The 24,525-nt window shown below is 41.7% G+C and carries 18 protein-coding genes and 1 other annotated feature; of the genes, 16 read left to right on the top strand and 2 right to left on the bottom strand.

Going from position 1 to position 24,525, the window contains the following annotated elements; translation table 11 throughout:
* Positions 1–7: 7 nt before the first annotated feature.
* Complete coding sequence (locus tag DS742_RS09185) at positions 8–472, bottom strand: hypothetical protein (RefSeq protein ID WP_117416702.1); 465 nt, start codon at positions 470–472, stop codon at positions 8–10.
* A gap of 1,067 nt (positions 473–1,539) precedes the next feature.
* Here DS742_RS09185 and DS742_RS09195 point away from each other — a divergent pair.
* From DS742_RS09195 to cypC, 9 genes are all read left to right on the top strand, one after another.
* On the top strand, positions 1,540–3,375 hold the full coding sequence (locus DS742_RS09195; RefSeq protein WP_242996436.1) for a flavocytochrome c: 1,836 nt from the start codon (positions 1,540–1,542) through the stop codon (positions 3,373–3,375).
* Between the two features lie 187 nt (positions 3,376–3,562).
* Positions 3,563–4,327 carry a type I 3-dehydroquinate dehydratase gene (gene aroD, locus DS742_RS09200; protein ID WP_117416704.1) on the top strand — a complete coding sequence of 255 codons (765 nt, stop codon included), beginning with the start codon at positions 3,563–3,565 and terminating at the stop codon, positions 4,325–4,327.
* Between the two features lie 93 nt (positions 4,328–4,420).
* Positions 4,421–4,675 (top strand) — a binding site (T-box leader).
* A 40-nt stretch (positions 4,676–4,715) separates the two neighbouring features.
* Positions 4,716–5,936: a tyrosine--tRNA ligase gene (gene tyrS, locus DS742_RS09205; protein ID WP_117416705.1), complete on the top strand. Its 1,221-nt coding sequence runs from the start codon at positions 4,716–4,718 to the stop codon at positions 5,934–5,936.
* A 330-nt stretch (positions 5,937–6,266) separates the two neighbouring features.
* On the top strand, positions 6,267–6,596 hold the full coding sequence (locus DS742_RS09210) for a PTS lactose/cellobiose transporter subunit IIA (RefSeq protein WP_242996437.1): 330 nt from the start codon (positions 6,267–6,269) through the stop codon (positions 6,594–6,596).
* Positions 6,597–6,598: 2 nt separating this feature from the next.
* Entirely contained in the window at positions 6,599–6,904 is a 306-nt protein-coding gene (locus tag DS742_RS09215) for a PTS sugar transporter subunit IIB (RefSeq protein ID WP_117416706.1), read from the top strand.
* 41 nt (positions 6,905–6,945) lie between these two features.
* Positions 6,946–8,871 carry a BglG family transcription antiterminator gene (locus DS742_RS09220; RefSeq protein ID WP_117416707.1) on the top strand — a complete coding sequence of 642 codons (1,926 nt, stop codon included), beginning with the start codon at positions 6,946–6,948 and terminating at the stop codon, positions 8,869–8,871.
* 71 nt (positions 8,872–8,942) lie between these two features.
* Complete coding sequence (locus tag DS742_RS09225; RefSeq protein WP_117416708.1) at positions 8,943–10,247, top strand: PTS sugar transporter subunit IIC; 1,305 nt, start codon at positions 8,943–8,945, stop codon at positions 10,245–10,247.
* Positions 10,248–10,275: 28 nt separating this feature from the next.
* Positions 10,276–11,463 carry a MalY/PatB family protein gene (locus tag DS742_RS09230; protein WP_341457626.1) on the top strand — a complete coding sequence of 396 codons (1,188 nt, stop codon included), beginning with the start codon at positions 10,276–10,278 and terminating at the stop codon, positions 11,461–11,463.
* Between the two features lie 207 nt (positions 11,464–11,670).
* Positions 11,671–12,942, top strand: coding sequence for a CYP152 family fatty-acid peroxygenase CypC (gene cypC / locus DS742_RS09235; RefSeq protein WP_117416709.1), 1,272 nt, complete (start codon positions 11,671–11,673; stop codon positions 12,940–12,942).
* A 36-nt stretch (positions 12,943–12,978) separates the two neighbouring features.
* Here the strand turns inward: cypC and DS742_RS09240 are convergent, their stop codons facing one another.
* On the bottom strand, positions 12,979–14,310 hold the full coding sequence (locus DS742_RS09240) for an HD-GYP domain-containing protein (RefSeq protein ID WP_170313404.1): 1,332 nt from the start codon (positions 14,308–14,310) through the stop codon (positions 12,979–12,981).
* Between the two features lie 196 nt (positions 14,311–14,506).
* Between DS742_RS09240 and DS742_RS09245 the strand changes: the two genes are divergently transcribed.
* The 7 genes from DS742_RS09245 to DS742_RS09270 all read left to right on the top strand — a co-directional run bounded on the left by DS742_RS09245 (position 14,507) and on the right by DS742_RS09270 (position 24,513).
* Entirely contained in the window at positions 14,507–15,205 is a 699-nt protein-coding gene (locus DS742_RS09245) for a DUF1961 family protein (RefSeq protein WP_242996438.1), read from the top strand.
* Between the two features lie 99 nt (positions 15,206–15,304).
* Positions 15,305–15,478, top strand: coding sequence for a hypothetical protein (locus DS742_RS28770; protein WP_170313405.1), 174 nt, complete (start codon positions 15,305–15,307; stop codon positions 15,476–15,478).
* An 83-nt stretch (positions 15,479–15,561) separates the two neighbouring features.
* Positions 15,562–18,612 (top strand): DUF8487 domain-containing protein, encoded by a 3,051-nt coding sequence (locus DS742_RS09250; protein WP_117416710.1) that lies wholly within the window; start codon positions 15,562–15,564, stop codon positions 18,610–18,612.
* A gap of 12 nt (positions 18,613–18,624) precedes the next feature.
* Positions 18,625–20,808, top strand: coding sequence for a helix-turn-helix domain-containing protein (locus DS742_RS09255; RefSeq protein WP_170313406.1), 2,184 nt, complete (start codon positions 18,625–18,627; stop codon positions 20,806–20,808).
* A gap of 224 nt (positions 20,809–21,032) precedes the next feature.
* Entirely contained in the window at positions 21,033–21,995 is a 963-nt protein-coding gene (locus DS742_RS09260) for an ABC transporter permease (protein ID WP_242996439.1), read from the top strand.
* Positions 21,996–22,010: 15 nt separating this feature from the next.
* Entirely contained in the window at positions 22,011–22,913 is a 903-nt protein-coding gene (locus DS742_RS09265) for a carbohydrate ABC transporter permease (protein WP_117416712.1), read from the top strand.
* Between the two features lie 37 nt (positions 22,914–22,950).
* On the top strand, positions 22,951–24,513 hold the full coding sequence (locus DS742_RS09270; RefSeq protein ID WP_117416713.1) for an extracellular solute-binding protein: 1,563 nt from the start codon (positions 22,951–22,953) through the stop codon (positions 24,511–24,513).
* The last annotated feature ends 12 nt before the right edge of the window (positions 24,514–24,525 follow it).

Genomic DNA, 24,525 nt, shown 5'->3' on the forward strand with positions numbered 1-24,525 from the left:
CAGCCTATTACTTATTAGCGTGCGTTACTCTTATTATTTTACTGTAATAAAGCATCAAATCACCGTGATATCCATAAGCTAACCTATAATCTCCATCATTTATATGGTAGTAATTGAGTAAATCTTCTCCAGATATAGTATAATAGTACCAATCATTAGCTTCATGCTGTTTTCTCTGCCACATAACTTTATTATCTGATATTCGCACGAAGCTCAAAAATCCACCGTTTGACCATTTACTATACCTTTTTATAATTGAGAACTCGTAGTTATCATTATCATTCAGAACTAAGTTAACCACATCTTCTGAATTACCCCATGCACCACTATTCCATTCTGTTTTGGTTAAACAATAATCGTTATAAACATCATGAGTATTAGATGCTGCTAATGCCGCAATACTAAGTGAAGCACTCATTGCTACTGCTATTACTATGGTAAATATTTTTTTTAAGTTCTTACCAATTTTCATATTTTACATCCCCTTTTTTATTTTTTTAAAACAAATATCTTATAGTTGTTATAAACAAACCAATTGATTATAACAGACATCTCCCCCCTAATGAAGATATCCTTAGTAATTATTATAGGGATCTAATTACAAAATAATTATCCCACTTTTCGCAGATATGGTCAATATATCTTCTGTTTTTGTACATTTTATTCGTCGCATTATTTGACACTCTTTGGCTGGTCTAATATTTAAATTAGTCAGCTTTATGAAAATAGCAATTTAACTGTTGTAACGGGAACAGCGGTCAAATGGACTGCTGATATTACAATTAATGACTGTAAAAAGGTTGGTAAGCTTTGCTTTTGCAATGTTTATGCGAGCAAAGCCAGCGGGACAATAACTGCCGATGAGGCATTATTCAGTCTTCCATGAAAACCCACTAATGCACATATTTTACAGTTATAGGACGAAACACAACAACCGGAGCGACTGAGACAGTCCCGATATACATTGAGACAGAATATGGCACGATACGGGCAACATCGGCACACAGCGGATCTAACGAAGTAAGATGCTATTTTGCGTATATTACAACATAATCAAACTGATTATTTAATCAACAAAATAATACATATCAATAAAATAATATCCTGCCTCTGCTACCGTTGCGAATAAATTTGTATCTGATAATCCAATATTTAGCGATACAAATTTAAGAATATATTCCAGTATTTCAGGGAAATTATGGTTTCAGTCAACCAGGCAGTTAAGTCAGAATGAGTGCTTTAGAGGAATCCAGAGATATAGGCTTTCATTGCGGGTGCAACCCCTGTTACCCCTCGATTCTAGAAACAACTATGGTATCGAAATTAAAGAATGGATTACCCAATCATCCGATATTTTATGATTATTACATCAGTGTAAAGAGAGTTCCTTTTCGGGGACTTTTTTTACTTACAAAAGGTCTTTTTTATATTCCAAAACTTTTTAATCTGATCTATATATGATAAATTATTATCAAAGTTATCATGCGATAATATCAACTTAAAAACTGTTATTAACAGCAAAAAAGTGAGGAGAATGTTATGAAAAAAGGAAAATTCGCGGGGCTTGCCGTGATGGCGGCCGCTGCTGCAGCTGTAATTGCATTGTCTGGTCCTATTTATACCAGTCTGGATAAATCCGGGAAAAAGAATGTTCAGGAAGCAGCGGCAGAAGGCAGGAATGAAAACGAAAAAGAAAAGCAGGCGGACATTGTTATTATCGGCGCAGGGGGAGCCGGTATGACAGCAGCTGTTGAAGCAGTCCAAAAAGGAGCCACTAATCTTGTTGTATTGGAAAAAATGCCGATTACAGGAGGAAATACTGTCCGCGCCACCGGCGGTTTGAATGCGGCTGAAACACCGTATCAGGAAGCAGAAGGAATTGAGGATTCCGTTGAACTGTTTGTGGAAGACACCATGAAAGGCGGCAAAGATTTAAATGATCCAAAGCTTGTTCAGGTGATGGCGGAGCAGTCTGCAGATGCGGTTACATGGGTCAATGAAATAGGCGGAGATTTATCCGTAGTAGGGCAGTTCGGCGGAGCCAGCGTTAAGAGAATCCACCGTCCGTCCGATACTTCCGCAGTGGGTCCCATGCTTGTAAATGCTCTTAATGCAAAGCTGAAGGAACTGGATGTACCTGTATTTTTAGAGACGGAAGCAGTACATATTTTACTGAGCGAAGAGGGCGCTGTGCAGGGAGTACAGGCAGTAACAAAGGGCGGCGAGCCTTATACGATCTCCTGCAAGGCTGTGATTTTAGCAACAGGAGGATTTGGAGCCAATTCTGAGATGGTGGTGAAATATAAAAAAGACTTAGACGGCTTTTGCACCACCAACCACTCCGGTGCTACCGGTGATGGAATTGTCATGGCAGAGGAGCTGAAGGCAGGACTTGTGGATATTGACCAGATCCAGACACATCCAACCGTTAATCCGGATACAACTACCATGTACACAGAAGGTGTCCGTGGAAACGGAGCAATTTTGGTAAACCGGTCCGGTAAACGTTTTGTCAATGAGCTGGAAACAAGAGACGTGGTTTCAGAGGCCATTTTAAATCAGGAGGGAAAAACCTGTTTCATGGTATTTGACCAGTCTGTAAGAGATAGCTTATCCGCAATTGAGAAATATATCGGTCAGGGCATTATTACCCAGGCGGATACACCGGAGGAACTGGCAGAAGCCCTCGGTGTTGATAAGGATCAGCTGAAAGCAACTCTGGAACAGTATGCAAAGTACCAGGCAGAGGGTAAGGATACAGAATTCGGAAGAGAAAGTATGGAAGTTCCGTTAAGTATGCCGCCTTACTATGCGGGACTGTGTGCGCCTGCTGTTCATCATACCATGGGCGGAGTGAAGATTGATACCACCACCCAGGTGTTAAAAGAGGATGGCAGTGCAATACCGGGACTTTTTGCAGCCGGAGAGGTAGTTGGCGGAGTTCACGGAGCAAACCGGCTGGGCGGAAACGCAGTGACTGATATTGTGGTTTTCGGAAGACTGGCAGGAAGTGCGGCTTATGACTATGTTGCTGCAAATGGCGGTTTCACTGAGAAAACCATGAAGTTAGCAGAAGAAGGAGATGCAGCACAGCCGGAAGTAAAGGGAAACTATAAGGATGGAACCTATACCGGAACCGGTAAAGGAAATAACGGAGAGATAACTGTAGAGGTTGTGGTGAAAGACGGAAGTGTGACTGCCATCGAACTGACCGATCATCATGAGACTCCGGGAATCTATGAGGCAGCAGAGAAAACGGTCACTTCATCCATTATAAGAACACAAAGTACTTCTGTAGACGGGGTGTCAGGTGCGACCAACTCTTCTAAGGGAATCAAAGAGGCGGTTGCGGCTGCTCTTGAAAAGGCAAAATAAACCTGAATTATGATAGCAGTCAAAATAGCGCCGGAACTTATCCGGCGCTATTTTTTAAGTGTATTTTTCTGACAGTATTTACATTTTACAAATCGAATAAAAATTGTATTTGAACTATTTACTCTTCAACGTTATAATAGAAAAATATAATTTACGGATGCTATATGGGCATAAGGAAGGGATTAGAATGAAAACGGTCAGAGTGAGAGATGTGGTCATAGGAGAAGGTGTGCCAAAGGTATGCGTGCCTATCGTGGAAACAAAAGTGAAAGATGCAGTATTGTCTGCCGGAAACTTAAAAGCCGGCGGTGCCGATGTGGCGGAATGGCGGATTGACTGGCTTGATGATGCACATGATATCAGTAAAGTTGTGGAAGCGGCAGGCTGCATCCGAAAAGCCCTTAAGGAGGTTCCTCTTCTTGCAACCTTCCGGACTGCAGGGGAAGGGGGAGAAAAGGAAATCAGTGTGCAGCAGTATATTGATTTATATCTCGCTCTGATACGTTCCGGTTATGTAGACCTGATTGATGTGGAACTGTTTTTTGATGATGAAGCCGGTAAGATAATTGTGGGAGAAGCTCACAAAGAGGGCGTCTGTGTTATCGCTTCCAATCATGATTTTCAGAAAACACCGGAGAAAGAGGAGCTGTTTCGCCGCGTGAAGCTGATGATTGAGCTGGGCGCAGACATTCCTAAAATTGCAGTCATGCCGCGAAGCATGGAGGACGTTATGATGCTTTTGACGGCAACTTATGAGATGTCACACGATATTTCTGACCGCCCCATTATTACCATGTCCATGTCAAAAGAGGGTGTGATCAGCCGGTTCTCCGGTGAGTTTTTTGGATCTGCCCTGACCTTTGCTGCAATTGGAAAAGAATCGGCACCGGGGCAGATTGAAGCTGGAAGTTTAAAGAAGATACTCAGCCAGATCCACGATATTATTTCATAATTTTGCATTATTCTGTCTGATTCGCTTTGATAAAAAAAGGATCTTGACAAATAAAAAGAAACCTCATATACTAAAAACTAACTTCATATATAAGAAAAAGCATTGATAAGAACAAGTAGCAGTTCGGGATACCAGACAGAAAGCAGCCGGTTGATGAGAGGCGCATGGAAAACGGGCTGTGAATACATCTTTGAGCTTCGCTCCCAAAGGTTTTAAGGCCCGGTAGGCGGCGACGGATTCCTGCACCCGTTATTGTGCTAGAGTATCAGAACAGTACTCGAAGAGATAAGCAGCGTGAGCTGTTTATAAAAAAAGGTGGTAACGCGAGATTTTAACCTCGTCCTTTTAACAGGACGGGGTTTATTTTTTTATGTAAAGGAGAATTGGAATGACAATCTACGAAGAACTGAAGGCCAGAGGGCTGATTGCCCAGGTGACCAATGAAGAAGAGATCAGCAAAATGGTCAATGAAGGAAAGGCTGTATTCTATATTGGATTCGACCCGACAGCAGACAGTCTGCATGTGGGACATTTTATGGCTCTGTGTTTAATGAAACGCCTGCAGGCGGCTGGTAATAAACCAATCGCCTTGATCGGCGGAGGAACCGCTATGATTGGCGATCCGTCCGGAAGAAGCGACATGCGCCAGATGATGACAGTGGAAACCATCGCTCATAACTGTGACTGCTTTAAAAAGCAGATGAGCCGTTTTATTGACTTCTCCGAAGGAAAAGCCATGATGGTGAACAATGCTGACTGGCTGATGGATTTAAACTACGTTGATTTTCTCCGGGAAATCGGTCCCCATTTCTCCGTAAACCGCATGCTCAGTGCAGAGTGCTACAAACAGCGTATGGAAAAAGGATTAAGCTTCCTGGAGTTTAACTACATGATCATGCAGAGCTACGATTTTTATGAGCTGTTCCAGCGCTATGGCTGCAACATGCAGTTCGGCGGAGATGACCAGTGGAGCAATATGCTTGGCGGAACCGAGCTGATCCGAAGAAAGCTTGGTAAGGATGCCCATGCCATGACTATCACCCTGCTGCTGAATTCCGAAGGCAAGAAGATGGGAAAAACCCAGTCGGGTGCTGTGTGGCTTGATCCGGAGAAGACTTCTCCTTTCGATTTCTTCCAGTACTGGAGAAATATTGCCGATGCTGATGTATTAAAGTGTCTGCGTATGCTCACCTTCCTTCCATTAAGCCAGATTGATGAGATGGACAGCTGGGAAGGCAGCCAGTTAAACGAGGCAAAGGAAATCCTGGCTTACGAACTGACCAAGCTGGTACATGGGGAAGAAGAGGCAGAGAAGGCGAAAAAGAGCGCAAGAGAGCTGTTTACAGGCGGCAATGCAGAAAACATGCCTGTATGTGAGCTGAGAGAAGCTGATTTTACAGATGGAAGTGTTGACATCTTAACCATTCTCCAGAAATCAGGTCTGGCACCATCCCGTTCAGAAGCCAGACGGAATGTGGAACAGGGCGGAGTTACCGTAGATGGAGATTCCGTGAATGATGTAAAAGCTTTTTATACCAGGGAACAGCTGGCTGATGGTGCGGTTGTGAGACGTGGAAAGAAGAAATTCGTGAAGGTTATTGCAAAATAAAAAGGTTATGCTATCTTAGAGTTAATATGGATCAAAAAATGGACGCTTATTGCAGCCATTTTTTGGTCTTTTTTTGTATGAAACAGTTGATGGATTCAAAATGTTTCAACTTATACGATAATAGCCGGTTGGATTTTGGTAAAAAGTATCTGTTATTCCAGGAGTGATTGATTTTCGCCGGATCTCTGCTTATTATGAATCTTACAGTTAGGGATCCGGATATTAGGGGCGATGAACAATAATTATCATATTAAAAAAGGAAAATCATGTGGTGGAGTTTAGATTTAATCAAAAGTATAATGAATCCATACAAATATGGAGGTGATGTGAGTGATAAATAATCTTGAGCAAATTGTCATGGAACTGGTGGTGAATGGGGGGAATGCCAGGAGTATGGCGATGAAGGCGATCACCGCTGCGCAGAGTAAAGACTATGATCTTGCTGCAGAAAATATCGAGCAATGCAACGTAGCTCTCAACAGAGCCCATGAGTTTCAAACGGGGATACTTCAGGCTGAGGCCGGAGAAAGCGGCCAGACTCCCGTCAGTTTAATTATGGTCCACGGTCAGGATCATTTAATGAATGCAATAACAATAAGAGACCTGGCAATTCAAATGATTGAAATGTACAAAGTAATTTACAAAGAAAAGGAGGACTAATTATGATTTATATTACTCTCGTGTGCAATATGGGTATGTCAACCAGTATGTTAATGAACAAAATGCGTAAAAGCGCAATAGACCGGTCTTTGGAGGTGGATATTGTGGCAATGGCGGACAGCAATCTTCCAAGTTCTGACCGTCATACCGATATACTTCTTTTAGGTCCTCAGCTGTCATTTATGCTGGAAGGATTCAAAGAAAGGTATAAAGATAAGATTCCTTATATAACAGTTGTGAATCAAATGGATTATGGAATGATGAATGGAGAAAAGGTTCTGGATGATGCTCTTGCTATGCTGAGCTGATCCATAAGGAGAGGCGTTCAGAGTGAAAAAGGGAGGAGCTTATGAATCGTGAGATTACAGAAATCCTGAGTCTGCTTACTGAGAATACTTACAAGACTGCGGCTCAGTTGGCTGATTCCGTTTTAGCACATGAAAAAACTGTACGTACTCGAATCAAAGAACTTAATAGAATTCTGGAATCCAATGGAGCTTCCATTGTATCAAAGCAAAAATATGGTTATCGTCTGTTGGTTCACGATTTAGAGTTATATACATCATTCTGTTCTTCCTTAGGGGAGAGCGGATATCAGATGCTCCCATCGAATTCTGAGGAGCGTGTCAATTACATGCTGGAATATCTTTTAAATCATTCTAACTATGTAAAGCTGGAATACTTTGTTGATATTTTATATGTATCACGCAATACAATAACCGCTGATATCAAGAAGGTTGAGTATATTTTTCACTTTTACCATATAGAGCTTGTCAGAAGGCCTAATTATGGGGTTAAGGCGGTTGGGAGTGAATTTGACAAACGTATTTGCATGGCGAATCATTTTTTAAAAGCAAACCTTTCTTTTAAGAATGATAAAATGAAGCACGACGAGCAGCAGACCGTGTCGCTGATTTTGCAGAGCGTTCTTTGTAAGAATTCACTGCGTATTTCGGAAATCGCTTTTCAGGCATTGACAATGTGCCTGTATTTTGGGGTTAAGAGAATCCAGATGGGAAATCACATAGAAGCGGATGGCATTGCCAGTAAGGTGGATCGTGTAAACGGCAGGGTGGATATCGATGTCAGGATAATGGAGGTGGCTGCTTTTGTAGCAGTTGAAGTCGAAACCCAATTTTCTGTTACATTACCGGAGGAAGAGGTTGGGTATATCGCAGTTCTTCTGGCGGGTACTGTATTATCAGATATTGACTTGCCCATTAATAAAAACCTGCAAATTACTCATTTCATAGATGATCTGTCAATGCAGATGATATTGCGAGTGCGCGAGGGCTTTAAACTGGATTTTTTAGATAATTTTGACTTGCGTATGTGTTTGAACAAGCACATGGTTCCTTTCAATATTCGTATGCTGTATGGTATTCCTCTGAAGAATCCAATTTTGGATAATGTAAAAAAGGAATACCCGTATGCGTATAATCTGGCAGCCCATGCATGTACTGTTTTAAATGAACATTACGGTATGAGTATACCGGAAGAGGAAATTGGTTATTTTGCTCTTTTGTTTCAATTCGCTCTTGAGAAGCAGGAGAAGAAGATACAGAAAAAAAACATTCTTATTGTTTGTTCATCGGGAGTGGGAAGTTCGCAGTTATTTATCCACCGGTACAGACAGATGTTTGGAAAGTATGTGGATCAAATTCGGGAATGTACCGTACTGGAAGTAGCCGCATATGATTATTCCGATATTGATTATTTATTCACTACGGTACCGCTTGATGTGCCGGTACCGGTACCTGTTTTTGTTGTGAGCCTGTTTTGGGACAGGGATGACTTCACCAATGTTCATAAATTATTTGAACAGGATGATACAAAGGTGATTCAGCAGTTTTTTGTTCCTGAACATTTTTACAATAATATACAATTGCAGAGCAGGGAGGAAGTGATACGTTTCCTGTGTGATGCTGCAAATCAGCATTTTACATTACCAGAAGATTTTTATGAATCAGTTATGAAGCGCGAATTTCTCGGACAGACGGATTTTGGCAATCTTGCCGCCATTCCACACCCATTCACTATCATGACGGATAAAAGCTTCGTTATAGTTGGTATATTAAAAGAACCGATTCGGTGGGGACACAATGATGTGCAGATCGTATTCTTAGTATCTATCTCTAAAGCAGGTGACAAGAATATTGAAGATTTTTATCAGCTGATAACAAACCTGTTATTCAATACGGAGAAGATAAAACAGTTAATAGATGAGCCAGATTTCGATCACCTGGTAAAATTGCTGAAAGATTCTGCTGAATAATCTGGTACTGTGATAATTGCTTTAAGTTACTATTGTTCTGGCAAAAGAAAAATATTTTGTGAGGTGGGAAAATGGATAAGTTGACAAACTGGGTGCAACAGGTATTGGTCGGTAAAATGAATAAAATTACTAATTCTCGCTATTTTCAGGCAATAAAATATGGTTTTCTGGCAATTATGCCCCTGACTATCATAGGTTCTATTTTTATGCTCATTACTGATTTTCCAATTCCTGGCTATGCCGAATGGATGTCCGGTATATTTGGTGAAAACTGGATGGATTATATTTCTCCGGCTTATCGGGCTACTTTTAATATCATGGGACTTGTATTTTCCGGTACCATGTCTTATAAACTGGCGGAACGATACGGGATGGATAAACTAACATCTCTGGTATTAGGGATTGTTGCTTACGTTGTGGTGATTCCCAAAACGGTTGTTTCTGAATCAGGTGAAATTATCAGCAGAGTGATGCCATTTGAATGGACAGGAACAAAAGGAGTGATTGCTGCGTTAATCATGTCTATTATTTCAGTGGAGATCACCAGGTTTTGTATTCGTAAAAAAATTATTATTAAAATGCCTGACAGTGTTCCTCCTATGATAAGTAATGCTTTCAGTGCTTTGATTCCTGGATTTTTAATTGTATTAACAGCTTTAATTTTTAATGGAATCGGAGTCAGAATATCAGGTTCATTCCCTCAGCTTCTTTATTCGATTATTCAGGTTCCATTACAGGGAATTATTGGTTCTCCAATCGCCATTATAATAGTAGCCGGCCTAAATGGCCTGTCCTGGTGGTTTGGTATTCATCCGACTGTTGTCAACTCCATGCTTTATCCTATTTTGTATGCAAATGCAGATGCAAATCAGGCATTGGCAGAAGCTGGTAATCTGACTCTGCAGACAGGTCATATCGGCACGGTACAGATGTTAGATCAGATTGGCACAATCGGGGGAGCTGGCTTAACCATAGGATTTGTACTGAGTATGTTTCTGGTCAGGCGTTCTTCCCGAATGAAGGCAATGTTAAATGTATCTCTGATTCCTTCATTTTTTAATATTAATGAGCCGATTATATTTGGCGTTCCGGTAATTTTCAATCCGTTGTTTTTAATACCGATAACGCTGGCTCCCATTGTTTCAGTAATTATTGCTTACGTTTCAATTGCAATTGGATTCATGCCGATGTTTGCTGCCAGACAGGCTCCATGGGCTATGCCGATTATCTTTTCAGGATTTGCTGTTTCCGGCTGGCAATGTGCTGTGACTCAAGTTGTGGCGGTTCTGGCATCTACGCTTATTTACTATCCTTTTGTTAAAGTGTTAGACCAGCAGTATTGCAAGGAGGAGAATCAGGGAAATCTTAGTGCTTAGCCATAGGAATGGGAATTGGAGTGTGTAAATGATGTTGAAGAGAAAGTATGATTTTGATGAGGTTATCAATCGTAAAAATACGGACAGCCTAAAATATGACTTTGTTATTGAAAGAGGAAAACCAGAGGACATTCTTCCTCTATGGATAGCTGATATGGATTTTAAGATACCTGATGAAATTGTGGCTGCCCTTCACCAACGGGTGGATCAAGGCATTTTCGGTTACACTGAGACGAGAGACAGGTACTTTGAGGCAGTCCGTTATTGGCTGGAGAAGAGGCATGGTTGGATTGTGGAAAAAGAATGGCTGGTTAAGTGCCCTGGAGTTGTATTTGCTCTGGCAATGGGAGTAAGAGCTTATACTGAACCTGGAGACGGCGTATTGATTCAGCAACCGGTATACCAGGTCTTTGACAAAGTCATAAGGGAGAATGACAGAGTCGTTATTGATAATACACTTGTTCTCGGAGAAGACGGGATATACCATATGGATCTTGAAGACTTTGAAAGAAAAGCAGTACAGCATCATGTTAAATTGTTTTTATTATGCAATCCTCATAATCCGGGCGGGGTAGTATGGAGCCAGGAAGAACTCAAGGAGCTGGGTGATATTTGCATCAGGAGAGACATGATTATAATCAGTGATGAAATACATCAGGATTTTGTATACAAGGGAAGACATCAGGTATTTGCAAATATAAATGAAGGATTGAAAGAAAGAACCATAACATGCACCGCTCCAAGCAAGACTTTTAATCTGGCGGGATTGCAGACTGCAAATATTTTTATTCCAAATGAAAGTCTGAGAGAAAAGTTCTTAAGGCAGATGAGAGCAGCAGGATATGACCATCTTAATACGCTGGGGCTTGTTGCATGTGAGGCAGGATACCGTTATGGGGAAGACTGGCTGGAGCAGCTATTAGAATATTTAAAAGGAAATATCTCATATGTAAGGGAGTATCTGGAGAAAAAAATAAGCAGAATCAAATTGATTGAGCCGGATGCAACCTACCTTCTGTGGCTGGATTTCAGGGAATTGGGCTTATCCGAAGAAGAGCGTATGGATCTGCTCGAAAATAAGGCTGGTATCTGGCTGAACAGCGGCCTTAAGTTTGGTAAATCAGGGGAAGGTTTTGAACGAATCAATATAGCCTGTCCCCGGTCAGTACTGGGGGAGGCTTTAAGGAGACTGGAGCGGGCTGTAAATACATTGTAAGTATCATTATTGTAGTACTCGTTGTTGTTGCAATTTCAGTAAGTATGCAAAAAAACAGGGCTTGAATTCTATTTTAATTCAACCCCTGTTTTTTTCGTGTGGAAATCCAAAAGATATAAGACGAATAATTATTAATAATAGAGTGATAATAAAGCAAACAGTAGATTTATTTAAATACAACATTAATAAAAAGAAAGAAGAAATAAAATGGAAGTTAAAGAGAGAATTGTGCAGGATAAAGGGCTGGATCACACACTTAAGCTATTGGAAGAAGGGTATCTTTTTATAAAAAACAGAACTGACCGGTACCACTGCAATATGTTTGAAACTCATATTATGGGAGAAAAAGCGATCTGTTTAAGTGGAGAGGAAGCATGTAAGATTTTTTATGATGAAGAGTTATTTCAGCGTAAAGGTGCAATGCCAATGAGGATTCAAAAAACTCTGTTTGGAGTTAATGCAATTCAGGGAATGGATAATGAAGCGCACACACAGCGAAAGTTATTCTTTATGTCGTTAATGACTGATGTTCATCAGAAAGAACTGTCAAAACTGTTTGAGAAAGAAATGGAGGCAGCTGCTGAAAGATGGGTAAGTCAAGATCAAATCGAGCTTTTTCGTGAAGCCAAAAATATAATATGCAAGGTATCATGTCTATGGACTGCAGTTCCTTTTCAGGAATCTGAAGTAGAAGACAGGGCAGACGATTTTTGTTCAATGATAGATGGGATAGGAGGAGTTGGTCCCAGGTACTGGAAAGGAAAAACTGCACGTAATCGAACAGAGGAGTGGATTAGTGGAATCATAGAAGAGGTAAGGCAGGGGAAGCTGAGTGTGAAAGAAGATTCAGCTCTTAATTTGATTGCTTTTCATAGGGAGCCAGATGGTAATCTGATGGAGCTTCAAATGGCTGCAAAAGAACTGATAAACATAATCAGACCAATTGTGGCTATTTCAACATATATCACATTTACAGCTTTAGCCATATATGAACATCCGCAATGCAGGGAAGATCTGCTTCATAATGATGATAATTATTATGAAATGTTTGTACAGGAAGTACGCCGGTACTATCCATTTACTCCATTTGTAGGAGCAAGAGTTCACAAAGACTTTGTCTGGGATCAGTACGAATTCAAAAAAGGAGTACTGGTATTACTTGATGTATACGGAATGAACCATGATCCTGTTATATGGGGGGATCCTGACAGATTTCGTCCGGAGCGCTTTCAGGAACAAAAAGACAGGACATATAGTTTTATTCCTCAAGGCGGCGGGGATCCGGCAAAAGGGCATCGCTGTCCTGGTGAAGGTATTACGATTGAAATTATGAAAGCCGGTTTGAATTTCCTGGTGAACAAAATTGATTTTGTAGTGCCGGAGCAGGACTTAAGCTATAGTCTCTCAAGGATTCCTACTTTGCCTAAAAGTGGATTTATTATGAAACAAATTAAAAAAACAGGATTAAAATCCACATGAGATTTTGATCCTGTTTTTACGACACACCTTTTTGATTTAAGGCCATAAGGAAGCTTTTTCCGGCTGCTTTATGGAAAGGGCAAAACGAAGTTTTTCCTCATCGGAAGGAAGCTCTAAAAGATGCAGGTATTCCTTATTCAGCCGTTCATAGATATGAAGGATGGGTCTGCAGCGGACAGCAGTAGTATCAAGGATGCAGTCAAGATGCGTCATGGCGATGCTCACAATATCGGGATCCACAAGCTGATCGTTTTTCATTCCTTCCAATATCGTCTTTATCTTTTCCGTCGGATAAGTATCCTTATAGCTTCTTGTTCCGGTAAGTGCACTGATAATATCCGCAATTGCCACCAGACGTTCCTCTTTTGATAAGTCTTTTGCAGACAGACCCTTTGGATATCCGGTACCGTTCAGCTTTTCGTGATGGCGCAGAGCAATTCGGGCAACCGCCTCGTCAATGCTCCCCCCAAAAATCTCTTCCGTGTAATCCACATGAGTTCTCATGATATTCATTGCCTGGCGGCTTAACTTTCCCGGATATTCTAGTATCTCCACAGGAACTGCTATTTTTCCAAGATCATGAAGAAGAGCACCGCAGAGAATCACATTTAGACGGTCCTCCGGATAGGAAAGAAGCTTTCCAAGCTCGTAGCTGATGCTTGTTGTGGTAATGGTATGGGTGACTGTGTGGTGGCTTCTGAAATCAATGATAAAAACCAGCATTTTTAAATAATCCGTGATATCTTCCCCGGAGAGAGGAATTCCGGTCAGGAAATCATTGAACTGGCTGTCCAATTTCCATTCTTCTTCAATGGACTTTTTAAAAGAGAGTTTTTCTGCCTGCTTTACGATGTGAGGGGCGTAAACGGTTCCCTGATCCTTTTTTAAGAAAGAAAGCGTTTCTTCCCAGGAACATTTCTGCAGAGACATTAAGACATCAATCCTGTCTGCAATATGGATCAGCTGTCCTAAATCCTTCATTACAGGATTAAGACCGCTCTCATTTTCCAGAAAATCCCAGTTAATATGGTGCAGGAGTACTGCAGATGCTAAATCCTTAAGGGGGGAAAAATAACGGATAAAAAGATATCCATAGAAAGAATGATCCCAGACATCTTTTGTTTCAAACTGAAGCATTCGGGAGATTTCTTCTGTCTTATAAGCTCCTACATCATGAAGCTGTGCCACAAAACAGATGTTTCTCAACTCTTCTTTGGAAAATTCACCACTATCCTTAAGCATACGGAAAACGATGTAAGATACATGGGAGCCGTGTTCGGTGAGGCGGGGATCTATATAATTGCAAAAACGGCGTATGATGTTAAGAATACTTTCGTTATTAATAGCTTTGGTATACTGCACTTGCATGCATGGAATACTCCTTTCGTACACAGTTCTGTAACATAGTTTACCATATCAGTTCAGATATGGAAAGAAGAGAATGTCAGCTTTTGAGGGTAAAATTTTAAACACAGCTCTGGAAAACGAGTTGAGAATAATGGAGTGCGGTTGTATAATAAACTGGTTATGTATGATGAGGAAAGGTGCTTATGGAGGGAATAGCATGAAGAAAGAAACAACCGGTTACATTCAGCTGATTGAAGAAAAATTAATTTACGACAATCCCCTTTCCAGGCCGGAAGATTTGGAGAACTTCGTGGTGGAAGGAAAGGCAACGATAAGCTTTGAAGAGGGAAGTATGCGTTTAAAAAACGGCCTGGATCAGGAACTGGGGCAAAAGGCCAATTACGTTTTGTGGTGTCCGGAGGAATTTCCGGATAATGTAAAGATTACCTGGGAATTTAAGCCGGTTACTGACCAGGGGCTGTGCATTTTATTTTTTGCTGCTTCGGGACGGAACGGAGAAGACTTATTTGACTCTGCCCTGGCAGAACGGACTGGGGAATATCCCCAGTATCACAGCGGTGACATCAATGCCTTTCATGTATCTTATTTCCGCAGGAAGGAGCCGGATGAGAGAGCTTTTCATACCTGTAATTTAAGAAAAAGCTACGGATTCCATCTGGTTGCACAGGGGGCTGATCCTTTGCCGGGAGCAGCGGATGCCAATGGTTTTTACCGGATATCCATTCGGAAATATCATAACGAGATCCGTTTTTCAGTCAATGATCTTCAGGTGTTTGAATTTGAAGACGATGGACATACATTTGGAGAGGTTTTAAAGGGAGGCAAAATCGGATTCCGCCAGCTGGCGCCTCTTACTGCGGATTACAGGAATTTAAAGGTGTATGAATTGATCTAGTATTCAACATTATTAAAAGGCATAAATTGATAACTACGGTTTAAAACTGGAAAATATTCATTGTCATTGAGATGCAGATCAGCAAGAAGTGGATAGAAAATGATTGTTTACAATTATCAGTGCCAGGGATATAATATGCCACAACGTGATAACACAGGACAACGGGGAGGACTGCAGAAGGTAATACTTCCCCATACGTTTAATGACAGTGATCTGTTCCGGAACAGGATGCCGGAAGCGGGCAGAAAAGGAACAAAAGCTGCGTTAGTATAAGAATACGCAGCTTTTGCTCTTTTTTTATGCCTGTATGCATGATAGAAGAAAAGCACAGATAAAATGAAAGGTAAGGTGAAAGTATGTTAATGGATTTGGCGGGGAAATGGGAGATTTGGCTGGAAAATGCAGAGGAAAAAATACCGGAAAAGGAACGGCCGGATAGGAAGCCGGATGGATCGGTCAGACTTCCGGGGATTCTGCAGGCTCAGGGATATGGTAACCCGGTTACGGTGGATACGCCGTGGATCAGCGGGCTTCATGATCCGTTCTGGTATGAAAGGGAAGAATATTCGTACGGACAGGATGGGGGCTTAAGTATTCCGTTCCTGGCGCAGCCTCCACGTCATTACACAGGAAGAGCCTGGTATGAGAGAGAATTCACTGTTACAGAGGATACAGGAGATGAATTCTGTCTCATTATTGAATTAACCAGATGGCGCTCTTTTGCATGGGTTGACAAAACGCCGCGGGGCGGGGACTGCTCGTTGTGTACTGCGCATCAGATCAGTCTGGGAAAGCTGAGTAAAGGAACCCATACATTGACGGTCTGTATCGATAACCGGTTCCAGTATCCTTACCGTCCCGATGGACATGAGGTATCGGATGCCCTGGGAGCAACATGGAATGGTATGGCTGGAGAAATAGCTGTAATTTCCGCCGGTGAAGCACAGAGGCGTCTGGAAGAAAAAAAACGATATGCAAAGGAACAACCGAGATTTCTGGAAGTGAGAGAAGGCTTGTTCTACGTGGATGGCCGGCCGGAATATTTTCGCGGAACCCATTTTGGCGGGGATTATCCTTTGACCGGATATCCGGAGACGAACCCGGACTGGTGGGAAAAACGTATGGAAACCATAAAGGAATGGGGATTTAATTTTCTCAGGTGCCATTCGTACTGTCCTCCTGAGGCGGCATTTGCCGCAGCCGACCGTGCAGGAGTTTATATTCAGGCAGAATGTGGGATGTGGAATGTATTTGAGGAAGGGATCCCAATGCTTTCCGTGTTAAAAGATGAGACCAGGAGAATCTTAAGCCAGTTTGGTCATCACCCGTCCTTTGTACTGCTTTCTGCTTCCAATGAGCCATCCGGAAAATGGTACGGTCCGCTGAAACGCTGGGTGAAAGAAACCCGGGAATACGACTGCAGTCTGGGGTATGAAGGAAGACGGCTTTATACGGCCCAGTCAGGCTGGTTTTACGATACACCTCCCGAAGAGATAACAGGAACCGATTATATTTATTTTCACCGCTCGGCTTTTGGACCGATTCTGGGAGGAAACATTCGTGGGTTTGAAGGCTGGCGGGGGAAGGATTACCGGGCTTCCTTAAAGGGGACGAGGCTTCCTGTTATTTGCCATGAGATGGGGCAATGGTGTTCTTATCCGGATTTTTCAGTCATGGAGAAATTTACCGGATATTTAAAACCGGGTAATTATAACGTATTCCGGGAAAGTGCCAGAGCACACGGCGTGCTTCAAAAGTGCCGCGAATTTGCCTGGTGTTCTGGAAAAAATCAGGTGTTGATGTATAAGGAAGACATGGAAGCTAATTTTCGGACTCCTCATCTTTATGGATTTGAAATGCTGGACTTACATGATTATTTGGGACAGGGAACTGCCCTTGTAGGTGTGCTGGATCCATTCTGGGAAAGTAAGGGCTATATAAAGCCGGAAGAATTCCGGGAATTTTGCGGAGAAACCGTACTTCTGGCCAGGATGCCATCCTATGTTTATCAGACAGAAGACCAGGTTATTATTCCGGTTGAAGTATGTCATTTTGGGAAAGAGCCCATAAAAAGCTGCGATGTCAAATGGAGCATTGAGACAGAAGAAAATGGCTTAAAAACTGTGATTTTTAAGGGGGTGTGGAAGAATTGTTTTATCCCCGCAGCAAAGAATACGCAGATCGGAGAAATCGAACCTGATTTTGCTGTAATAAAAGAAAATAAAAAGCTCACTCTGACTGTGGAAATGGGAAAGGTAAGAAATCACTGGGATTTTTTTGTGTATGAGAAAAGCAGTGATTGTTTTGATATGGAGAAAAACAGTGAGGTTGTGTACACCAGAGACTGGCAGGAGGCGAAAAGAGAACTGGAGCGGGGAAAACGGGTGGTTTATTCCCCCTGTCTGTCCGAGCTGGACTTTGACTGCCCTCCTCTTTCCATGAGGCCAGTATTTTGGAACAGCCAGATGGGACCGGGCTGGACAAGAAGCCTTGGACTGGTGGTACAAAGTGATCATCCCCTGTTTTGTAATTTTCCAACTGAGGAATACGGAGGCTGGCAGTGGGAGGAGATTTTAGATCAGGCAAGAGGCTTTCTTCTTGATGAAATGCCAAAAGGACTGACTCCCATCGTTTCAGTGATCGATGATTGGAACAGGAATCTGCCTCTGGGACTGATTTTTGAAGGAAGAGTAAACGCAGGAAGGCTTCTTATTGTCCCGGCATGCCTGGAAGGGGAATTTAAAAAGCGGCCGGCAGCCTGGAGTTTAAAGAAGGCTCTTCTTACCTATGCATCTTCAGAATTATTCTGCCCGGAAACAGAGCTTAAGCCGGAATGGATTGAGAACCACCTTTTTCCAGATAACAGAATGAGGCTGTTGAATGCCAGTTACAGGGCAGAACCAGAGGCAGCTGTAATAAATTTCACAGCTCTTGAAGATGAAAACCCAGACCATTCTGTGTGGATAGAAAAAGACAATTACCCGATTTCTGTGGAAATTTTTTTCCGTGAGAGGATTTTGGTATCGGGACTGATTGTTGTACCGGATCAAAAAGACCGGATGCATCAGGGCTGTATAAAAGACTACGTGGTTCATGTGCGGCAGGGAGAAAACTGGGAGGAAACAGCCAGAGGACATTTTGCATCTTCCTTTTTGTCTCAGAAAGCCTGGTTTGATAAAGAATATGATACAGAAGCGATAAAATTTACAGCGCTTTCCGGTTACGCTATGGGGGAACGGCCGGTATGGGAAGAGCGCTCTGATGGCTGGCATTGTATAAAAAAACAGGGCATACCTGCCATACAGACAGCCGGATTACATATTATCTGCGATAAAAAGGTAAAAGGAAATGACACGCTTTTCTGGAAACAGTTTCTAAAGAGCAAGACGAAAGAAATTGAGAATTAAGGAATGGGGAATATGCGGATTAAAAAAATTATTAGCTCATTAACTTATGAAAAGCAGATATTTGTGAAGCTGCTGGGGCTGGTGACGATACCGCTCATTGTTATGGGGATTATATCGTGCAATATCTATATTAAGGGAGAGAATTCAAAAAAACAGATGGCTTTAAACTCTTATAGTGATGAGGTTTCGCGGGAATACGAAAATATTTTGTCCACTTTAAAAGAATACTATATTGAAGCAGTCAGCAAAGATGACATCCACTGGCTGGAACGTCAGGAAGAGCCTCCGTTTTCCATGTACAGCAATTTAAAACAGGCCCAGAGGATTTTAGAAGGCAATTACTTTATGCGAAGATATATTGCTGACTATGAGTTCATCAATGTAAAGTTTGGCTGGGTGTTTAATAAATATGGAATGTTTTCATTTGATAAAATGAAGAACCGGCAAGAGACAGAACAATTTTTAAAAGAACAGGAAAATATGCTGTTGTCGGTGTACTGGCTTAACCGTCCCGGAGCTCTTAGTCCTATGAACGGAAGTATGCGGATGACGGACACCGTGGATTCCTCCGGTCTTCGCCTTGTTATAAAAAAAGAACAGGGAATTGGCGGATTATCCTGGCTTCTTACCATTAAGATTGATAAAAACCAGCTGAATGAAATGGCTAAGTCCTATAAAATGATGGGGTATGATGTTTCAATGATCGGAAGCGGGGAAGTGCTTCTGGAAACCAATCCCACAATGACGAATGTGTATCGAAACAGCGGGAGAGAAGGTTCCGGAGTCTATAAGAGTGTAAACGGTGATAAATATCATATAAATGTACGGACCGAAGAGATAAGCGGACTAAAATATCTGGTGGGTTATAATACAGCCAACGTAAAAAAGGATGCCTTCGTATTTATTTTTGCCTCTTTTGCTGTCTTGGCGGGCTTTGCTCTTATCCTGTTTTCCATTCAGCTGACTGCGGCTGCATTTGCCAAGCCTCTTAGAAGGCTGGAAAAATATGTGGATGACCAGGATCGTCAGATTAAAAAGCTGTTGGTCTCCAATCTAATTGAGGGGGAACTGAATGAGAAAAATATAGAGGAAGCATTAAAAAAATCGGAAATCATTCCCTTATTTGCATACCGGATGATTGCCATGATCTGCAAAAGTGTTCCGTATGAAGAAGAAAAAATAAAAGAAAAATATATGGCAATTCTCTCTGCGCTTCCTAAGGCACTGGAAAACGATATTTTTATTGCTCCTGTATATTACCGGGATAAACTGATATTCATAACCGGGGCACAAAATGATATGGATGTGGATGCGAAAACAGCTGTGCTTTATAAGGGGCTGAAAGATTATATTGCAGAATCTTATGGCCTTGTCATTGCATCGGGCATCAGCCAGCCATTTCACAGACTCCATCATGTAAGGCGTGCATACAGTGAATGTGCAGAAGCGCTGTATAATAAATCAAATAAAGCGGACATGAATAATTCCACTTTGGTCCTGTTTGATGATTATTTAATGAAGAGCCAGGTGGGAAATGTTTACGATATGATTATGGAAAATGAATTGATCCAGTCGATTACAAGCGGCAAGGAAGAAGAAGCAGCATGCCTGCTGAATGTAATCATTGACCGGATGGAAATTAAAAATGTGGTTGGGATCGAACGTAATTTTTATTTGACAAGGTTATTGACTGCTATGCTGAATATACCGTCATCTGCCAATATTTCGTTATCTGATGTATTTGACAGTGAACAATATAATATACTCAATTCCATCACTCAGATCTATGATAAGAAAAAGGTTATTTCAGCAGTGAATGATCAGATTATTAAGCCAATTATCGCCAGGCTGATAAAAAAGGGTCAGGAGGGAGAGGAGTCTGAAATTGTCCGGCATGCAGTTGCTCTGATTAAAGACAGCAAAGGGAATTTAAGCCTTAATGATTGTGCAGAAAAGCTGTCCTACCATCCCAATTATTTAAGCAAGGTCATTAAGCGGGAGTTAGGAATTACGTTTACCGATATGGCAATGGAAGAGAAACTGAAGCAGGCAAAATATATGCTTTTGACAACAGAATACTCCGTTGCTGAGATTTCTGAAAAACTGACCTATAATAATGTACAAAACTTTATCCGCTTTTTTAAAAATAATGTGGGATTTACCCCTGCGGCATTTCGCAGGGAACACCGTAAGTGATGGAAGAAATTGATAATTTCCCTTTATCAGCCTCATAAAACCGTTTCATAATGCGGGGTATGGGGCTTTTTTCCTGTTTTAAACCGGTTATAAAATGATTATTTACAAATCCCGGTTACAGGATATAAAATGTGCACACACAGCGGTGCCGCAAACTACAAAAACCAGACATAATCACCAATCCAGGTAGATTTATGAAAAGGGTAAATTGAAAAGGAGAGCATATGGAAAAGATGCAAAGCAATGCAAGGCCCAGGGCGGGTACATGGAGACATGAACTTTCCGTACATAAGTGGCTGTATATCATGATTGTACCAGGTGTGATTTATATGCTGGTATTCCGGTATCTTCCCATGGGCGGACTAATCATGGCATTTGAGGATTTCAGCCCTTATAACGGCGATTCCATGATTGGTGCGTTTATCCAGAGTCCGTTTGTTGGATTGGATATATTCAAAAAGTTTTTTACAGGCCCGGATTTTTTGAGGGTTCTTAAAAATACGCTGTCTATTTCTTTTGCCAGTTTGATCTTTTACTTTCCAGCTCCGATTATACTGGCACTATTTTTAAACGAGATAAAGAATGTGGCTTTTAAGCGTATAACACAGACAATGGTGTACATTCCCCATTTTATTTCCATGGTAATTGTGGCAGCATTGACTGCTCAGCTTTTCAGTACGACAGATGGTCTGGTTTACCATGTGCTGGTCCAGATGTTTGGAAGAGCCAATGCGCCGGATATTATGTCAAATCCCGGGCTGTTTGTCCATATGATTGTGGGGCAGAGCATGTGGAAGGAAACCGGATATGGCACCATTATTTTCCTGGCGGCACTTTCCGGTGTTGATGTCCAGCTTTATGAAGCAGCAGAGGTTGATGGTGCCAACCGATGGCAGAAAATGTGGCATATTACATTGCCTGCGATCCGGTCTACCATTGTTATTATGCTGATCTTAAAAATCGGTACAATTTTAAATACCAGCTATGAACAGATCTTTCTGATGCAAAATTCCATGAACCGGTCCGTTTCCGATGTTTTTGATACCTACATCTATACAAAAGGGGTTGTAAACGGGAATTATTCTATGGCAACGGCAGCAGGTATGTTTAAATCCATCGTCAGTATGATTATGGTTTTAGGAGCAAATAAGCTGGCGAAAGCGTTTGGAGAGTCCGGATTCTATTAAAAAGGAGAATGAAACATGGCAAAAACAAAGCATTTGAAAGTGAAAAGAAGTCCGGGAGATGAACTGATTCAGGGTCTCATCTACCTTTTTATAGGAATATTTGCATTAATTACGCTTCTTCCATTTGTTTATATTGTTGCAGGTTCGTTTGCAACAGAAAAGGAACTGACAGAGCGAGCCTTTTTTCTGTTCCCTCATACCATATCCTTTAATGCGTACCAGTATATATTTAAAACGGGTGATGTGGTAAAAGGATTGTCCAATTCTCTGTTTGTGACAATCCTTGGTGTTTTGATTAATATGTTTCTTTCCTGCACGCTGGCCTATCCTTTGTCCAGAACGTATTTTAAAGGACGGATTTTCTTTACCAATATGGTTATTATCACCATGCTGTTTTCGGGTGGTATGGTACCCACCTACATGCTGGTTTCCAATGTATTGCATTTAAAAAATACATATTGGTCATTATGGCTTCCGGGGGCAGTGAATGCATTCAATATGATAATAATTAAAAATTATTTTCAGGGACTTCCCGCAGAATTAGAGGAAGCGGCCAGAATGGATGGAGGTAATGATGCACAGATATTTTTGAAAATTATACTTCCTCTTTCCAAACCGGTCATTGCAAGTGTATCCCTTTTCTATGCAGTCGCTCACTGGAACTCTTACTTTGATGCAATGATGTATATTTCTGATAAGAACAAAGAAGTAATTCAGATTGTATTAAGACGAATTATTTTTCTGACGTCTTCCGTTGCAACGGAAGGTGGATTTGACTGGGGGCTGTTTGGTATGCCTCCGGAGAAGGCGGTTAAAATGGCCACAACTGTGGTTGCCACTGTTCCGATCTTAGTGGTATATCCATTTATACAGAAGTACTTTACCCAGGGGGTTATGGTAGGCTCAGTGAAAGGCTGAGTGCAAAAATTATTATATTTAAAAGGAGAGGTTTAAGATGAAAAAGACATGGAAACGAGCGTTATCGGTATCATTAGCAGGTGCGGTGGCAATATCAGTATCTGCCTGCGGCGGTTTTGCGGCATCCTCCCAAAAGGAGGCTGCCAATACAACGGCAGATGGAAAACCAACCATTACTTTCATGGCACCATCATTTTATGGTACCGATTTAAAGAATGATAAGTCTGATGAGGTTATTAAAAGATTTGAAGATTACACCGGCACCCATGTGAACTGGCAATGGGAATCCAATGATACTTATAAAGAAAAGCTTGGACTTACATTAATGGATAAGGACAATATGCCCATGGTGGTGACTGCTTCCGGAGACTTAACGGCTAATGTGGTGGATGCAGCAAGAAAGGGTGCATTCTGGGATCTGACACCATATTTGCAGGATAAGGAGAATTATAAAAACCTGTCACAGGCAAATCCGAAAGTGTTGAAGGCATTGACTGTAGATGGAAAAATCATAGGAATCTACCGGTCCAGGGTGATCGGCCGTTACGGATTTTCTTACCGTACAGACTGGGCAGAGGCGGTAGGTATTACCGAAGAGCCGAAAACGGTTGAAGATGTATATAATATGCTTTACAAATTTACGTATGACGATCCGGATGGCAATGGAATCAATGATACCTATGGCCTTGAAATGACAAAATATACCGGGCCGCTTGATATTATCCAGACATGGTTTGGCTGTGGGAATGAATGGGTAGAAAAAGACGGAAAGCTGGTGCCGGTCCACCAGACAGAAGAATACAAAGAAGCTTTAAAGTGGATGAAAAAGATCTATGACGAAGGCCTGATCAGAAAAGACTGGGCTACGGTTGACTCTGGAACCTTTCAGGATGGATGTAAGAAAGGGGAAGCAGGTGCGTTTCTTGATGTTATGGATGGTGCTAAGAGAATCTGGTCCTATTATAATATGAACAGTGTGAAATCAGTGACAGATCCCTCTAAGAATGCTTCCATGACATTGGTAGGACCAATCAATGACAGAACACTGGCAAACAGCGGCTTTAACGGTTACTATCTGATTACCAGGGCAGGTGCAAAGACGGAGGAAGAGGTAAAGAACTGTCTGCATTTCCTGGATAAGATGTGTGATGATGAGATGCTTGTACTTGCTGACTACGGTTTAGAAGGAGTTACTTACGATTTAAATGAAGCAGGGAAAGTTGTAATAAGACATGAAATGGAGGCACAATATACTCCGTCTGCAGGCTTAAACCAGAGTATTTGTTATATTCCAAACCGGGAACCGAAATCTCCGGCCCTGGAAAAGGATGAGCCGATGATCGCACAGGATCAGGCATATGAAAGAAATGAAAAGGTAGCCGTTTATAACCCGGCTCTTGGATACCTGGCCAATTCTGAGGTAAATGCAGAGGTGGGAACAGACATTGAGCAGATTATTGATGATGCCAGAACCCAGTATATCTGCGGACAGATTGATGATGAAGGTTTGGAGGCAGCAGCAAAACAGTGGCTGGACCGCGGCGGTGACAGGCTGATAGAGGAGATCAACCAGCTCTATCAGAACGATACGTCAAAATAATAAAACAGCAAT

Origin of the sequence: Lacrimispora amygdalina (assembly GCF_003432035.1) — a bacterium.
GTDB classification, from domain to species: domain Bacteria; phylum Bacillota; class Clostridia; order Lachnospirales; family Lachnospiraceae; genus Lacrimispora; species Lacrimispora amygdalina.